Annotated in this window: 14 protein-coding genes; 12 read left to right on the top strand and 2 right to left on the bottom strand. The window is 72.3% G+C overall.

Features of this window, described 5'->3' with window-relative positions; genetic code table 11:
• Window positions 1-17: 17 nt before the first annotated feature.
• Window positions 18-1,433, bottom strand: coding sequence for an ethanolamine permease (gene eat, locus ACQPYE_RS24380; protein ID WP_498714703.1), 1,416 nt, complete (start codon window positions 1,431-1,433; stop codon window positions 18-20).
• Window positions 1,434-1,610: 177 nt separating this feature from the next.
• On the opposite strand from eat, the gene ACQPYE_RS24375 reads away from it, so the two are divergent.
• From ACQPYE_RS24375 to ACQPYE_RS24355, 5 genes are read left to right on the top strand one after another with little or no spacing between them, the layout of a single operon-like run.
• A complete protein-coding gene (locus tag ACQPYE_RS24375) occupies window positions 1,611-2,951 on the top strand; it encodes a glutamine synthetase family protein (RefSeq protein ID WP_498722977.1) in 1,341 nt (446 codons plus the stop codon).
• Window positions 2,932-3,687 (top strand): gamma-glutamyl-gamma-aminobutyrate hydrolase family protein, encoded by a 756-nt coding sequence (locus ACQPYE_RS24370; protein ID WP_498714702.1) that lies wholly within the window; start codon window positions 2,932-2,934, stop codon window positions 3,685-3,687. The genes ACQPYE_RS24375 and ACQPYE_RS24370 overlap by 20 nt, the downstream gene beginning before the upstream one ends.
• Window positions 3,684-5,042: an aldehyde dehydrogenase family protein gene (locus tag ACQPYE_RS24365; protein ID WP_498714701.1), complete on the top strand. Its 1,359-nt coding sequence runs from the start codon at window positions 3,684-3,686 to the stop codon at window positions 5,040-5,042. Before ACQPYE_RS24370 ends, ACQPYE_RS24365 begins: the two co-directional genes overlap by 4 nt.
• An 11-nt stretch (window positions 5,043-5,053) precedes the next feature.
• The gene (locus ACQPYE_RS24360) at window positions 5,054-5,821 is read left to right on the top strand and encodes a 3-oxoacyl-ACP reductase (protein WP_498714700.1); all 768 of its coding nucleotides are present in this window, start codon (window positions 5,054-5,056) and stop codon (window positions 5,819-5,821) included.
• Window positions 5,821-6,519: a FadR/GntR family transcriptional regulator gene (locus ACQPYE_RS24355; RefSeq protein WP_498714699.1), complete on the top strand. Its 699-nt coding sequence runs from the start codon at window positions 5,821-5,823 to the stop codon at window positions 6,517-6,519. The genes ACQPYE_RS24360 and ACQPYE_RS24355 overlap by 1 nt, the downstream gene beginning before the upstream one ends.
• A 13-nt stretch (window positions 6,520-6,532) precedes the next feature.
• On the opposite strand, the gene ACQPYE_RS24350 is transcribed toward ACQPYE_RS24355, so the two are convergent.
• Entirely contained in the window at window positions 6,533-7,048 is a 516-nt protein-coding gene (locus tag ACQPYE_RS24350; RefSeq protein WP_498714698.1) for a hypothetical protein, read from the bottom strand.
• A 269-nt stretch (window positions 7,049-7,317) separates the two neighbouring features.
• Here ACQPYE_RS24350 and thrS point away from each other — a divergent pair, with 269 nt between their 5' ends.
• From thrS to ACQPYE_RS24315, 7 genes are all read left to right on the top strand, one after another.
• Complete coding sequence (gene thrS, locus ACQPYE_RS24345) at window positions 7,318-9,366, top strand: threonine--tRNA ligase (protein ID WP_498714697.1); 2,049 nt, start codon at window positions 7,318-7,320, stop codon at window positions 9,364-9,366.
• Complete coding sequence (locus ACQPYE_RS24340) at window positions 9,363-9,911, top strand: HIT family protein (RefSeq protein WP_498714696.1); 549 nt, start codon at window positions 9,363-9,365, stop codon at window positions 9,909-9,911. The genes thrS and ACQPYE_RS24340 overlap by 4 nt, the downstream gene beginning before the upstream one ends.
• A gap of 389 nt (window positions 9,912-10,300) precedes the next feature.
• Window positions 10,301-11,812, top strand: a complete 1,512-nt coding sequence (locus ACQPYE_RS24335) for an amino acid adenylation domain-containing protein (protein WP_498714695.1) — start codon at window positions 10,301-10,303, stop codon at window positions 11,810-11,812.
• Window positions 11,809-13,023 (top strand): ferredoxin reductase domain-containing protein, encoded by a 1,215-nt coding sequence (locus ACQPYE_RS24330; protein WP_498714694.1) that lies wholly within the window; start codon window positions 11,809-11,811, stop codon window positions 13,021-13,023. Before ACQPYE_RS24335 ends, ACQPYE_RS24330 begins: the two co-directional genes overlap by 4 nt.
• A gap of 9 nt (window positions 13,024-13,032) precedes the next feature.
• Window positions 13,033-13,872, top strand: coding sequence for an enoyl-CoA hydratase/isomerase family protein (locus ACQPYE_RS24325; protein ID WP_498714693.1), 840 nt, complete (start codon window positions 13,033-13,035; stop codon window positions 13,870-13,872).
• Between the two features lie 15 nt (window positions 13,873-13,887).
• Window positions 13,888-14,397: a sigma-70 family RNA polymerase sigma factor gene (locus ACQPYE_RS24320; RefSeq protein ID WP_498722976.1), complete on the top strand. Its 510-nt coding sequence runs from the start codon at window positions 13,888-13,890 to the stop codon at window positions 14,395-14,397.
• The gene (locus tag ACQPYE_RS24315) at window positions 14,394-15,119 is read left to right on the top strand and encodes a zf-HC2 domain-containing protein (RefSeq protein WP_498714692.1); all 726 of its coding nucleotides are present in this window, start codon (window positions 14,394-14,396) and stop codon (window positions 15,117-15,119) included. The genes ACQPYE_RS24320 and ACQPYE_RS24315 overlap by 4 nt, the downstream gene beginning before the upstream one ends.
• Window positions 15,120-15,128: the final 9 nt, after the last annotated feature.

Genomic DNA, 15,128 nt, shown 5'->3' with positions numbered 1-15,128 from the left:
GCCACCCGGCCCGCCGGTCAGTCCTTCAACTCCCCCTCCGCCTGCGCGATGGCGGCGAACTCCTCCTCCGGCGCGGCGGCCACCAGGTGGTGCCTGCTGTAGAGCCAGAAGTACGCCAGCGCCACCACGACGATGCCGGCGGTGATCCCGGCGGCCAGCTCGTCCACGAAGAACGTCGCCACGACCGCCGCCACCGCGAGCACCAGCGCCACCCCGGTGGTGACGACGCCGCCCGGCGTCCGATAGGGCCGCGCCAACCCCGGCTCGCGCACCCGCAGCACGATGTGCGACACCATCATCAGCACGTACGACAGCGCCGCGCCGAACACCGCGACGTTGATCAGCGTCGCGCCGCTCTTCAGGACCGCCGCGAGCGCGAACCCGATGGTGCCGGGCACGATCAGCGCCAGGTACGGCGTCTTGCGCTTGCCGGTCTTCGACAGCCAGCGCGGCAGGTAGCCCGCCCGGGACAGCGCGAACAGCTGCCGCGAGTACGCGAAGATGATCGAGAAGAACGACGCCACGAGCCCGGCCAGGCCCACGTAGTTCACGACCTGCGCGAGCGCGTTGTCGCCGCCGTAGGCCGCGCGCACCGCCTCGGGCAGCGGGTTGCCCGACGACATCAACGCCGCCGAACCCGCACCGCCCGGCGCGAGCACGAGGATCGCCGCCGCGAACACCAGCAGGGCCAGCATCGCGCCGATGATGCCGCGCGGCATGTCCCTCTTCGGGTCGCGCGCCTCCTCGGCCGCCAACGGCACGCCCTCGACCGCGAGGAAGAACCAGATCGCGTACACCAGCGCGCCCAGCGCGCCCGTGACGCCGAACGGCAGGAAGCTCCCGTCCCCGATGTCGAACAGCTTGGCGGAGTCGAACCGCGGGACCATCCCGACCACGAACGCGATCAGCGCGACCACCGCGACACCGGTGATCACGAACATCACCCGCAACGCCTCGCCGACGCCGACCAGGTGCACGCCGACGAAGATCGCGTAGCAGACCAGGTACACCGGCCACGAGCTGGTGAGCCCGAACAGCCCGAGCGCCTGCACGTAGTCGCCGATGAACACGACGATCGCGGCGGGCGCGATGGCGTACTCGACCAGGATCGCGATGCCCGTCGCGAAACCGCCCAGCGGTCCCAGCGCCCGTCGCGCGAAGCCGTACCCGGCGCCGGCCACGGGCAGCGCGGCGGCCAGCTCCGCCAGGCCGAACACCATGCACGTGTACATGGCGCCCATCAGGACCGTCGCGACCAGCAGACCGCCCCAGCCGCCCTGGGCGAGCCCGAAGTTCCACCCGGCGAAGTCACCGGAGATGACGTACGAGACCCCCAGGCCCGCCAGCAGCACCCAGCCCGCGGCGCCCCGCTTGAGCTGCCGGTGCTCCAGGTAGTCGCTGCCCACCTTCTCGTACTCGACGCGTTTGGCCATCTGCGCTCCCTAATGGGTCAGTCGCGCTCCTTTGCAGGGAGAGTGGCGCGCGTCACCGGATCGTGTCAACAGCCGTCCGGCCGGAGAGTCGGCGGGAGGGGGTGTGGCGGCCTTCACTCGAAGGTGTCAAGATGAGGCGTCCAATGGCTCGCTGACATACCTTTGGAGGTAATGCGGATGCTCGCCGTGGAGGAGTTGCGCGTGCTCGTGGACGCCGGGGAGATCGACACGGTGCTGGTGGCCGCGGTCGACATGCAGGGCCGCCTCCAGGGCAAGCGCTGCGCCGCCCGCTACTTCGTGGACGAGGTCCTGGCGCACGCCGCCGAGGGTTGCAACTACCTGCTGGCGGTCGACGTGGAGATGAACACCGTCGGCGGCTACGCCATGTCGTCGTGGGACAGCGGCTACGGCGACTTCGTGATGAGGCCCGACCTGTCCACGCTGCGCCGCGTGCCGTGGCACGAGGGCACCGCGCTGGTGATGTGCGACCTCGTCTGGGAGGACGGCGCGCCGGTCGTGGCCTCGCCTCGCCAGATCCTCAAGCGGCAGCTCGACCGGCTCGCCGAGCGCGGGCTGCGCGCGTTCGTCGGCACGGAGCTGGAGTTCATCGTCTTCGACAACACCTACGAGGACGCCTGGGACCGCGGCTACCGCGGCCTCACCCCGGCCAACCAGTACAACGTGGACTACTCGCTGCTGGGCACCGCGCGCGTCGAGCCGCTGCTGCGCGCCATCCGCAACCACATGGCGGGCGCGGGCATGGTGGTCGAGTCGGCCAAGGGCGAGTGCAACCCCGGCCAGCACGAGATCGCGTTCCGCTACACCGAGGCGCTGGCGACCTGCGACAACCACAGCGTCTACAAGACCGGCGCCAAGGAGATCGCGGCGCAGCAGGGCAAGGCGCTGACGTTCATGGCGAAGTACAACGAGCGCGAGGGCAGCTCCTGCCACATCCACCTGAGCCTGCGCTCCGCCGACGGCGAGCCGGTGTTCGCCGAGGGGCGGGGCATGTCCGGGCTCATGGAGCACTTCCTGGCGGGGCAGCTGGCCGCCCTGCGCGAGCTGACCTGCTTCCTGGCCCCGAACATCAACTCCTACAAGCGGTACGCGCAGGGCAGCTTCGCGCCGACCGCGGTGGCGTGGGGCAAGGACAACCGGACGTGCGCGTTGCGCGTGGTCGGGCACGGCCAGTCGCTGCGGTTCGAGAACCGGGTGCCCGGCGCGGACGTGAACCCGTACCTGGCCGTCGCCGCGCTGATCGCGGCCGGTCTGCACGGCGTGGAGAACGAGTTGCCGCTGGAGGAGGAGTTCATCGGCAACGCCTACACCTCCGACAAGCCGACCGTGCCGGCCACGTTGCGCGACGCCGCGTCCCTGCTGGCCAAGAGCGAGCTCGCGCGCGAGGCGTTCGGCGCGGACGTGGTGGAGCACTACCTCAACGCGGCCCGGGTGGAGCTGGCCGCGTTCGACTCGTCGGTGACGGACTGGGAGCGGATCCGTGGTTTCGAACGGCTCTAGGGCACGACCCTTGATCGGCGTCACGACGTACCTGGAACGCGCGAAGTTCGGCGTCTGGGACGTGGAGTCGGCGGTGCTGCACCGCGACTACCTCGACTCGGTGGTGCGCGCGGGCGGCAACCCGGTGCTGCTGCCGCCGGTCGGCACGTGGGACGCCGACAGCGCCTCCTTCCTCGACGGCCTGGTGCTGGCGGGCGGCGCGGACGTCGACCCGGCGTTGTACGGGCGGCCACGCGACCCGCGCACCGGACCGGCGCGACCCGAGCGCGACGCGGTCGAGCTGAACCTGACCCGCGCGGCGTTGAAGCTGGACCTGCCCCTGCTCGCGGTGTGCCGCGGCATGCAGGTGCTCAACGTGGCGCTGGGCGGCACGCTGGTCCAGCACGTCGACGGCCACAACCCGTCGCCCGCCGTGTACGAGCACACCGGGATCGCGGTCGCGCCCGGTTCGGCGCTCGCCGGCATCGTCGGCCTCGCCACCACCGTGTTCTGCCACCACCACCAGGCGTTGGACGTCCTCGGCGACGGCCTGCGCGTGGTCGCGGTCGCGCCGGACGGCACGGTGGAGGCGGTGGAGCTGACGGGCGCGAGGTTCGTGCTCGGCGTGCAGTCGCACCCGGAGGCCGACACCGAGGACGACCGCTTGTTCGCCGCCCTCGTCGGCGCGAGCCGGGACCGGGCGGTTCGGGACCGGGCGGTTCAAGACCGGGTAGTTCGGGACAGGGGTGAGCAGTGACCACGTTCGACGTCATCAACCCGGCCACCGAGGAGGTGGTCCGCTCGGTGCCGCTGACGACGCTGGAGGAGACCGACGCGGCGATCGCCCGCGCGTCGGCGGCGCTGCCCGCGTGGCGCGCGGTCGCGCCGGGTGACCGGGCCCGGCTGCTGCGGCGGTTCGCCGAGGCGGTCGACGGCGCGGTGGAGGAGCTGGCGGCGCTGGAGGTGCTCAACGCCGGGCACACCATCGGCAACGCGCGGTGGGAGGCCGGGAACGTCCGCGACGTGCTGCACTACTACTCGGCCGCGCCGGAACGGTTGTTCGGCAAGCAGATCCCGGTGCCCGGCGGGCTGAACGTGACCTTCCACGAGCCGGTTGGCGTGGTCGGCGTGATCGTGCCGTGGAACTTCCCGATGCCGATCGCCGCGTGGGGCTTCGCGCCCGCGTTGGCGGCGGGCAACGCGGTGGTGCTCAAGCCGGCGGAGCTGACGCCGTTGACGGCCCTGCGGTTGGCCTCGCTGGCGCTGGAGGCCGGCCTGCCGCCGGACGTGTTCCAGGTGCTGCCGGGCGAGGGTCCGGTGGTGGGGCAGCGGTTCGTCACGCACCCCGACGTCCGCAAGGTCGTGTTCACGGGGTCGACGCGGGTCGGCAAGCAGGTCATGGCGGGCTGCGCGGACCAGGTCAAGCGGGTCACGCTGGAGCTGGGCGGCAAGTCGGCCAACGTCGTGTTCGCCGACGCGGACCTGGAGCGCGCCGCGGCCACCGCGCCGTACGGGGTGTTCGACAACGCGGGCCAGGACTGCTGCGCGCGGTCCCGGATCCTGGTGCAGGCGTCGGTCTACGACCGGTTCATGGAGTTGCTGGAGCCCGCGGTCAAGGGCGTGGTGGTCGGCGCGCCCGGCGACGAGGCCACCGAGATGGGGCCGTTGATCTCGGCCGCGCACCGGGAGAAGGTCGCGTCCTACGTGCCGTCCGACGCGCCGGTGGCGTTCCGCGGCTCGGCTCCGTCGGGCGCGGGGTTCTGGTTCCCGCCGACGGTCCTGGCCCCCGTCGTGCCCGGTGACCGCGCGGCCGTGGAGGAGATCTTCGGGCCGGTGGTGGCCGTGCTGCCGTTCACCGACGAGGAGGACGCGGTGCGGTTGGCCAACGACAGCGCCTTCGGCCTGTCCGGGTCGATCTGGACGCGGGACGTGGGCCGGGCGCTGCGCGTGTCGCGTGCCGTCGAGGCGGGGAACCTGTCGGTCAACTCGCACTCGTCGGTGCGGTACTGGACCCCGTTCGGCGGGTTCAAGCAGTCCGGGCTGGGACGTGAGCTGGGGCCGGACGCCCCCGACTCGTTCACCGAGACCAAGAACGTCTTCATCGCTCACTGATTGGGAGAGACATGGTTGTGCGACTTGAGGGCCGGGTTGCCGTGGTCACCGGCGGTGGCAGCGGCATCGGCCTGGCCTCGGTGCGGCGGTTGGCGTCGGAGGGGGCCCGGGTCGTCGTCGCGGACGTCGACGCGGAATCCGGCAAGGCGGCGGCCGACGAGGTGGGCGGGCTGTTCGTCCAGGTCGACGTGACCGACGAGGAGCAGGTGTCGGAGCTGTACCGGACCGCGGTGGACGCGTACGGGTCGCTGGACGTCGCGTTCAACAACGCGGGGATCTCCCCGCCGGACGACGATTCGATCCTGACCACGGGCATCGAGGCGTGGGACCGGGTGCAGAAGGTCAACCTGACGTCCGTGTACCTGTGCTGCAAGCACGCGATCCCGCACATGTTGTCGCAGGGCCGGGGCTCGGTGATCAACACCGCGTCGTTCGTGGCGACGATGGGCGCGGCGACGTCCCAGATCTCGTACACGGCGTCCAAGGGCGGGGTGCTGGCGATGAGCCGCGAGCTGGGCGTGCAGTTCGCCCGGCAGGGGGTGCGGGTGAACGCCCTGTCACCCGGGCCGGTGAACACGCCGTTGCTGCGGGAGCTGTTCGCGAAGGACCCGGAGCGGGCCGCGCGGCGGTTGGTGCACGTGCCGCTGGGCCGGTTCGCCGAGCCGGCGGAGATCGCCGCGGCGGTGGCGTTCCTGGCCAGTGACGACTCGTCGTTCATCACCGCGTCGAACTTCCTGGTCGACGGCGGGATCGCCGGTGCCTACGTGACACCGCTGTGATGCCCGTGCAGGACGCGTTGTTCCGCCCGGTCCGGGCGGGCAACGCGTTCGAGGAGACCGTGGAGCGGCTCATGCAGGCGATCCGGCTCGGTGTGGTCGGCCCGGGGGAGAGGCTGCCTGCGGAGCGTGACCTGGCGGCTCGGCTGGGTGTCAGCCGGGTGACGTTGCGCGAGGCGATCCGATCACTCCAGGACGCCGGGTACGTCGAGTCGCGGCGCGGTCGGTACGGCGGGACGTTCGTGAACTCGCCGTTACCGGTGGCCGCGCCGGACCGCCGGGTCGACGCCGGTGAGCTGGCGGACGCGTTGACGTTGCGGTCGGCGGTGGAGACGGGCGCGGCCGAGTGCGCGGCGGGTCGCGCGCTGGGTCCGGTGGAGCGGCGCAACCTGCTGGCGCGGCTGGCCGAGTGCCGTGACGCGTCGGTGGACTCCTACCGGCGGAAGGACTCGCGGCTGCACCTGGCGATCGCCGAGGCGACCGGCTCGCCGTCGCTCACGGCGGCCGTCGCCGACGCCCGGACCAGGGTGAACGCGCTGCTGGACCGGATACCGCTGCTGCCGCCGAACCTGGCGCACTCCAACGACCAGCACGAGGTGATCGTGACCCACATCGTGGCGGGCGACCCGGAGGCCGCGCGGCGGGCGATGGCCGAGCACCTGGACGGCACGGCCCTGCTGCTGCGCGGCTTCCTGTCCTGAGCCGTGCCCCGGGTCAGCGTTCGAAGTCGCGTCCCGGGAACCGGTCGGGGCCCCGGTCGCCCCGGTCGTCGCGGCCTCCCCGTTCGGCGCGCTCGCCGCGTTCACCGCGGTCGTCGAACCGCGAGTGACCGGGCCGGTCGGAGCCGACGCCGTAGCGGGGGCGGTGGTCGCGGTCGGCCAACGCCACGATCCCGCCACCCAGGACGAGCCCGAGCAGCCCGACGGCGACCAGCTGGGTCGCGCGGTGCTTGACGACCCGGCCGACCACCGCGCCCTTGCCGGGAGGCGGCGGGTAGGAGCCGGGGTGCGGTGCGCCGGGTGCCTGGTGCGCGGCGGCCGGTTCGTCTGGGGTGGGCTGGGCGGCGGCTTGCCCGCCGGGGGCGGTGGCGGGCGTACCGCCCGGAGTCGGGTCGGCGGGGCCCGGCGTCGGGGTGGACAGGGGCGTGGTGGCGTCGGCGGCCGGCGTGGTGGGAGTCCGGTCCGCCGCTGGGTCGGGGTTGGCGCGTGGTGGCTGGTTCGGGTCTGACATGGCGGAACTCCTGCTCTCCCGTGCTGTTGACCGCCATCGTGCGCGATCGACCTGAGGGGAACCTGATCGTCGGCTGTAGGTCCGCTGTGAGCGCCACCGGACGTGCCGTGACCTCGGGCGACGCGCGGCCCGCCCCGGACCGCGGCTGAGCGCCCACCCGACCGGGTGATCCGCGGAAACCGGACCGGCCGAGCCGGTGCGCCGGAAAAGGACTCGGCGCGCACCGATAACATCTCGGGCACAGGACCTACCCACACCGAGGAGTCACCGTGTCCCAGCCACGTCCCGCAGCCGTCCCGACCCCACCGCGCGTGGTGGTGACGGCGGGGACCACCGCGGGGACGGCGGTGCGTGAAGCGGGGCTCCCGGGCAAGGGACCGGACGCCGTCGTGGTCGTGCGCGACCCCGAGGGCCACCTGCGCGACCTGTCGTGGGCGCCTCAGGTGGACGTCGAGGTCGAGGCGGTCGCCGCCGACACCGAGGCCGGCCGCAGCGTCATCCGGCACTCCGCCGCCCACGTGCTGGCGCAGGCCGTCCAGCAGCAGTTCCCCGACGCCAAGCTGGGCATCGGCCCGCCGGTCAAGGACGGCTTCTACTACGACTTCCGGGTCGACAAGCCGTTCACGCCCGAAGACCTCCAGGCGCTGGAGAAGCGCATGAAGTCGATCATCAAGGGCGCGCAGCGGTTCACCCGCCGCGTGGTCGAGTCGGTCGACGCGGCGAAGGTCGAGCTGGCCGCCGAGCCGTTCAAGCTGGAGCTGGTCGACATCAAGAGCGACGTGGACACGGCCGAGGTGATGGAGGTCGGCGGCGGCGAGCTGACGATCTACGACAACCTCGACCCGCGTTCCGGCGAACGCGTGTGGGGCGACCTGTGCCGCGGTCCGCACGTGCCGACGACCAAGCACATCCCGGCGTTCAAGCTGACCCGCGTCGCCGCCGCGTACTGGCGCGGCAACGAGAAGAACCCGCAGCTCCAGCGCATCTACGGCACGGCGTGGGAGTCGCAGGAGGCGCTGGACGCGCACCTGGAGCTGCTGGCCGAGGCCGAGCGGCGCGACCACCGCAAGCTGGGCGTCGAGCTGGACCTGTTCAGCTTCCCGGACGAGATCGGCTCGGGCCTGGCGGTGTTCCACCCGCGTGGCGGGATCATCCGCAAGGCCATGGAGGACTACTCGCGCGCCCGGCACACCGAAGAGGGCTACGAGTTCGTCTACTCGCCGCACATCACCAAGGGCAACCTGTTCGAGACGTCCGGTCACCTCGACTGGTACAAGGACGGCATGTACCCGGCGATGCACCTCGACGCCGAGTACGACGACGACGGCAAGCTGCGCAAGCCCGGCCAGGACTACTACCTGAAGCCGATGAACTGCCCGTTCCACGACCTGATCTTCAGGTCGCGCGGGCGGTCGTACCGCGAGCTGCCGCTGCGGATGTTCGAGTTCGGCGGCGTGTACCGGTACGAGAAGTCCGGCGTGATCCACGGCCTGACCCGCGTGCGCGGCATGACGCAGGACGACGCGCACATCTTCTGCACCCCCGACCAGGTGCAGGACGAGCTGAAGTCGCTGCTGTCCTTCGTGCTCGGGCTGCTGCGCGACTACGGCCTCGACGACTTCTACCTGGAGCTGTCGACCCGCAACCCGGAGAAGTCCGTCGGCTCCGACGAGGTCTGGGAGAAGGCCACCGAGGCGTTGCGCGTCGCGGCCGAGGACTCCGGCCTGGAGCTGGTGCCCGACCCGGGCGGCGCGGCGTTCTACGGGCCGAAGATCTCCGTGCAGGCGAAGGACGCGCTGGGCCGCACCTGGCAGATGTCGACCATCCAGGTGGACTTCAACCTGCCCGAGCGGTTCGAGCTGGAGTACACCGGCCCGGACGGCACGCGGCAGCGCCCGGTCATGATCCACCGCGCGCTGTTCGGCTCCGTCGAGCGGTTCTTCGGCGTGCTGACCGAGCACTACGCGGGCGCGTTCCCGGCCTGGTTGGCGCCCGTGCAGGTGGTGGGCATCCCGATCGCGGACGAGCACGTCGACCACCTGCTCGCGGTGGCGAAGCAGCTCAAGGCGAAGGGCATCCGGGTCGAGGTGGACGCCTCCGACGACCGGATGCAGAAGAAGATCCGCAACCACACCACGCAGAAGGTGCCGTTCATGCTGCTCGCGGGCGGCAAGGACGTGGAGCAGGGCGCGGTGTCCTTCCGGTTCCGCGACGGCACGCAGATCAACGGCGTGCCGGTCGAGCGCGCCGTCGAGACGGTCGTGGACTGGGTGGCGCGACGCGAGAACGCCTCGCCCACGGCGGAACTCGTCCAGTGACGAACCAGCACGAGGAGCAGGACGGGGTCGGGGTCGACGACGCGTTGCAGCGGTTGTGGACCCCGCACCGCCTCTCGTACGTGCGCGGTGAGGGCAAGGCCGTCGGCGACGAGCCCGAGGGGTGCCCGTTCTGCCGGGTGATCGGGCTGGACGACGCCGAGGGCCTGATCCTGGCGCGCGGCGAGCTGGTGTTCGCGGTGCTCAACCTGTACCCGTACAACCCCGGCCACCTGATGGTGCTGCCGTACCGGCACGTGCCCGACTACACGGACCTGACCGGGGCCGAGACGGCGGAGTTCGCCGCGTTCACCCAGAAGGCGATGCGGGTGATCCGGTCCGCCTCCTCGCCGCACGGGTTCAACGTCGGCATGAACCAGGGCGTGGTGGCGGGTGCGGGCATCGCGGCCCACCTGCACCAGCACGTGGTGCCGCGCTGGGGCGGCGACGCGAACTTCATGCCGGTCATCGGCCACACGAAGGTCCTGCCGCAACTGCTCGGCGAGACCAGGCAGCTGCTGTCCGACGCCTGGTCCACCGCCGACTGACGGGACCAGGTTCACCGGGACGGACCAGTGCGGGGGACGTCCGACTCACCCGCGGTCAGCGCGGACGGCTCCCGCCGGTTCGTCGGCGGGCTCCCGAGCGGTGGCAGCCCGTCTCGACTGGGTGCCGCCGACGGGTGCCGCCGACGCCCGGCCCGTTCGACTGCCGCGTCCCCGGCGTTCGACTCGAAGGTCCTGAGTGGTCGACACGCGGGACTTGGGCGTTCGACTCAGGGGACTTGAGCGTTCGACACGCGGGGCCTGAGCGTTCGACACGCGAGGTCGGGGAAAGTTCAACTTTTTTGGGTTCGGCTTGAACGGACGGTGAGGCTGTCTCGTTCAGACCGGGTGTCCACGCCCGGCTGACGAGAGGTGCACACCCTGTGACGGCCATGACCGAGCCCGACGCGGTGCTGGGACTGCCCCCGGACGATCGCTCCCTGTTCCGGCGATTCGGCCGCGGTCCGACCGCGACACCGCCGTTCCACCGCATCCACCACGCCTTCGAGTCCCACGCGGCCCGGTCGCCGCACGCGCGGGCGGTCGAGCACGAGGGCGCCTGCGTCACGTACGGCGAGCTCGACCACCGCGCGAACGTCGTGGCGGCCGAACTCCTCGACGCCGGCGTGCGCCCCGGCGATCACGTCGGCGTCTTCTTAACGCGCTCGATCGAGCTCGTCGTCGGCATCCTGGCGGTGCTGAAGGTCGGCGCGGCGTACGTGCCGCAGGACGTCCGGATCACCCCGGCGCCCCACCTCGACCACGTCATCCGGACCGCCGGCATCGACGTCGTCCTGACCACCCGCGAGCACGCCCGGCACGTCCGCGGCCTCGCCGCGCCGAAGGTCCTCGTCCTCGACGCCATCCCGGACCGCCGCGTCGGCCCGCCACGCGCGGGGCACGGCGACACGGCCGTCGTCATCTTCACCTCCGGCACGACCGGCGTGCCCAACGGCGTCCGCGTCACCCACGCGAACCTCTGCAACGTCCTGCTCACCGCGCCCGGCGACCTGGGCATCGGACCGGGCGACCGGGTCGCGCAACTGCTCAACATCGCGTTCGACATGGCGGTGTGGGAGATCTTCGGCGCGCTCGCCCACGGCGCCACCTCCGTCATCCGCGGCCGGGACATCGCCACGACGGCGAAGACCGCCACCGTCCTCATCGCCACACCCGGCGTGCTGTCCACAGTGGACCCGCAAAGCTGTCCTGACGTGCGCGCGGTCGCCGTGGCCGGAGAGCGCTGCCCCAAACCCCTCGCCGACGCCTGGTCCGCCCGCGCCGCGTTCCACAACGCCTGCGGTCCCACGGAAGTCACGATCGTCAACACCGTGCAGCGCTACGACCCGCGGACGGGCCGGCTGACCATCGGCCGCCCCGTGCCCAACAGCACGGTCTACGTGCTCGACCAGGACCTGCGGCCGTGCCGGATCGGCGAGGTCGGCGAGATGTGGGCGGGCGGCGCGTGCGTCACGGCCGGTTACCTCGGCAACGACGTGCTGACCGCCCAGCGCTACCGGCCCGACCCCTTCCTCGGCGGCGAGAACCTGATGTTCCGCACCCGCGACCTGGGCCGCTGGACGCCCGACGGAGAGTTGGAGCACCACGGCCGCACCGACGACCAGGTCAAGGTCCGGGGCTTCCGGGTCGAGCTGGACGCGGTCACCTCCGCCCTGGAGACGACGCCCGGCTGCGCCCGCGCGACGACCGTCCTGCACGACGGCAGGCTGATCGGGTTCGTCAGCCCCGCCACCGTCGAACCCCGGGCGGCCACCGACGCGGTGGCCGGCGCCCTGCCCTACTACTGCGTGCCGTCGCTCGTCGTCGCGGTGGACGACCTGCCGCTGACCGCGCGCGGCAAAGTGGACCGGACCGCGCTCTCGTCGTTGGTGACGGTCGCATGACCACCACGCGCACCGACACGCCGTCGGCGCTGGGGCTCCGGCTCCGCAAGCGCCCGTTCACCCACCACAACCGGCTCGCCGCCGCCGTCGTCCTGGCCAACGTGGTCGCGGCGTTCGGCGTGGACGACGCGCGAGCGCTCGCGGACCTGGTCGTCGTGAACGTCGCCCTGGCCGTGCTGATCCGCCAGCAGCACGTGATCAACCTGCTGTTCCGGCTCGCCACGAGCGCGCCGACGACGTGGCCGCTGCGGGTCCGCTGGACGTTGGGCAAGGTCTACCACTTCGGCGGCCTGCACGTCGGCGCGGCCCTCAGCGCCACCGCGTGGTTCACCGCGCTCGCCGTGCTCCGGCCCGACCCGCTGACGTGGGCGATCCTGGCACTGATGGTGGCGATGGTGGTCTTCGCCCTGCCCGGCCTGCGCGCACGGCGGCACGACGTGTTCGAGCGCGTGCACCGCTTCGCCGGCTGGACCGTGCTCGCCCTGTTCGCCGCGCACTCCTCCCGGCAACCCGACTTCGTCGGCTCGACCCAGTTCTGGCTGCTCCTGCTGATCGTGGCGAGCGTCGCGCTGCCGTGGGCGCGGCTGCGGCGGGTGCCGGTGCGGATCGCCAGGCCGTCGCGGCACGTGGCGCTGGTGTCGTTCGACCACGGCGTGACGCCGTTCGCCGGCTCCTCGACCGCGGTGAGCCGCCACCCGCTGTTGGAGTGGCACTCGTTCGCCAACGTGCCGACGCCCGGCCGGACCGGTTTCCGGCTCACCATCTCGCGCGCGGGCGACTGGACCGGCTCGCTGATCGACGACCTGCCGGCGCACCTGTGGGTCAAGGGCGTGCCCACCGCCGGCGTCGGCAACATCGACAAGCTGTTCACCAGGGTGGTGTGGGTGGCCACCGGCAGCGGCATCGGCCCGTGCCTGCCCCACCTGCTGTCGCGGGAGACGCCGTCGCGCCTGGTGTGGTCCACCCGCACGCCCCGGGACACCTACGGCGACGAGCTGGTGGACGAGATCGAGGCCGTCCAGCCGGACGCGCTGGTCTGGGACACCGTCCGCGACGGCAAGCCCGACCTGGTGGAACTGGCGCTGCGCGCGCACCGGGAGTTCGACGCCGAAGCGGTGATCTGCATCTCGAACAAGAAGACGACCTGGCACGTGGTGGAGGAGCTGGAAGCGCGTGGCGTGCCCGCGTTCGGCGCCATCTGGGACTCGTGAGGAGACTTCGTGGACTACTCGACCCTGCTCGTCGAACACCAGGACGGCGTCACGACGGTCACCGTGTCCCGGCCGCCGGCGCGCAACGCGCTGTCCGGCCGGGTCCTGGCCGAGCTCGACGACTTCCTGTCCGGCGTCCTCGTCGGACCCGCGCCGCGCGGGATCATCCTCACCGGAGCGCCCGGCCCGGCGTTCATCGCGGGTGCGGACATCCGCGAGATGGCCGCGATGACGCCGGACGAGGGCGCGCGGTTCGGGGTGCTCGGCCAACGCGTCACCCGGTTGCTGGAGGAGGTGCCGTGCCCGGTCGTCGCGTGCGTGGACGGTTACGCGCTCGGCGGCGGCTGCGAGATGGTGCTGGCCTGCGACTTCGCCTACGCGACCCGACGCGCGGTCTTCGGCCAACCGGAGGTCGTGCTCGGCCTCGTCCCGGGCTTCGGCGGCTGCGTCCGGCTGCAACGCCTGGTCGGTCCCGCGGTCGCCCGCGAGCTGATCTACACCGGCAGGCACGTCGAAGCGCCGGAGGCGGCCCGGCTCGGGCTCGTCAACGCGGTCTTCGACGACCGTGGTGAGATGCTGGCCGCCGCGCGCGCGGTGCTCGGCCGGATCGCGGGCAACTCGGCCACGGCGGTGGCGCTGGCCAAGGCCGCGGTGAACGCCTCCCGCGGCACGACTGTGGCCGCCGGGCTGGCGATCGAGCTCGACGCGTTCCGCGAGGCGTTCACCACCGACGACATGCGCGAGGGCACGGCGGCCTTCCTCGCCAAGCGCCGGCCGGCCTTCCGGAGTCCTACCTCTCCGGATCCGACCTCTCCGGGCCGGACCCGGGAACCGCTGCTCCACGACTAGCCGAGGAGGTGCGCGATCAACGACACCCACATCGCCCTGCTGCGCTCCCTCCACGACGAGCACGCGCCCGCCCTGTGGCGGTACGTGCGGCGGCTGACCGGGGACGACGAGCTGTCCCGCGACGTGGTGCAGGAGGCGCTGCTGCGGGCGTGGCGCAACCCCAAGGTGCTCGAACAGGGCGCGACGGCGGCTCGGGCGTGGCTCTACACGGTGGCGCGCAACGTCGTGATCGACGAGCGCCGCAGCGCCCGCGCCCGCTGGGAGATCGGGTCGGAACGGCTGCCCGAACGGGCGCGCAACGACCACAGCGACTCCGCGTTGGACGCCTGGTTGGTGGCCGACGTGCTCACCCAGTTGACGCCGGAGCACCGCGCGGTGATCGTGCGTGCGTACTACATGGGCCAGTCGGTCGCCGAGCTCGCCGTCGTGCTGGACCTGCCGGAGGGCACCGTGAAGTCCCGGCTGCACTACGGTCTGCGGGCGCTGCGGGTGGCGTTGGAGGAGAAGGGGGTCACCGGACGTTGAGCTCGCCAGTCGATCCGTACCGGGACTGGGGTGCCGCGTACGTCCTGGGTTCGCTGTCGCCCGGCGAACGGCGGGAGTTCGAGGGCCACCTGGCCGGCTGCCCGGAGTGCTCGGGTGACGTGGCGTCCTTCGCGGGCGTGCCCGGCATCCTCTCGGTGGTGCCCCGCGACCGGGCGCTCGACCTGCTGGAGCCCGAGGTGGCCGCCGCCGAGCCGCCGCCGGCGGTGCTCACCGGCCTGCTGGCGGCCGAGCGGTCGCGACGGTGGCGCGCCCGGGTCCTGGTGGCCGCCGCGCTGGTCGTGGCGGCGTTCACCGGGGCGGCGGTCGCGGTGGTCGTGCGACCGGCCGCTCCCACCGACTCGACCGCGGTTGCGACGTCCGCGCCGACCACCACGCCGACGTCCGCGCCCGACGTGGCGATGCGCCAGACCGTCCCCAGCCCCGTGACCGCCAGCGTGCGGCTGGTGGACGAGCCGTGGGGCACCCGGATCGACGTGCTGTGCGCCTACGCCGTGCCGGCCGGGCCGCCGCCGCCCGAGTTCGCCTACGCCCTGCACGTGGTCGTGGCCGACGGCGCCTCGGTGCGGGTCGCGACCTGGACGGCGGGCCCCGGCTCGACCACCCGGCCGACCGCGACGACCGAGCTGGCCCGGTCCGACATCACCGGCGTCGAGATCAGATTGGTGCAGAACGACCTGGTCCTGCTCCGGGTGGAGTTCTGACCCGGCCCC

The organism is Actinosynnema sp. CA-299493, from assembly GCF_050946825.1.
Classification (GTDB): domain Bacteria; phylum Actinomycetota; class Actinomycetes; order Mycobacteriales; family Pseudonocardiaceae; genus Actinosynnema.
This window is presented reverse-complemented; position numbering and strand designations above follow the sequence as displayed.

Coding starts and splice junctions, on each gene's coding strand:
- eat (WP_498714703.1), bottom strand. CDS start 1,433: ATGGCCAAACGCGTCGAGTACGAGAAGGTGGGCAGCGACTACCTGGAG.
- ACQPYE_RS24375 (WP_498722977.1), top strand. CDS start 1,611: ATGCTCGCCGTGGAGGAGTTGCGCGTGCTCGTGGACGCCGGGGAGATC.
- ACQPYE_RS24360 (WP_498714700.1), top strand. CDS start 5,054: ATGGTTGTGCGACTTGAGGGCCGGGTTGCCGTGGTCACCGGCGGTGGC.
- ACQPYE_RS24355 (WP_498714699.1), top strand. CDS start 5,821: ATGCCCGTGCAGGACGCGTTGTTCCGCCCGGTCCGGGCGGGCAACGCG.
- ACQPYE_RS24350 (WP_498714698.1), bottom strand. CDS start 7,048: ATGTCAGACCCGAACCAGCCACCACGCGCCAACCCCGACCCAGCGGCG.
- ACQPYE_RS24335 (WP_498714695.1), top strand. CDS start 10,301: ATGACCGAGCCCGACGCGGTGCTGGGACTGCCCCCGGACGATCGCTCC.
- ACQPYE_RS24330 (WP_498714694.1), top strand. CDS start 11,809: ATGACCACCACGCGCACCGACACGCCGTCGGCGCTGGGGCTCCGGCTC.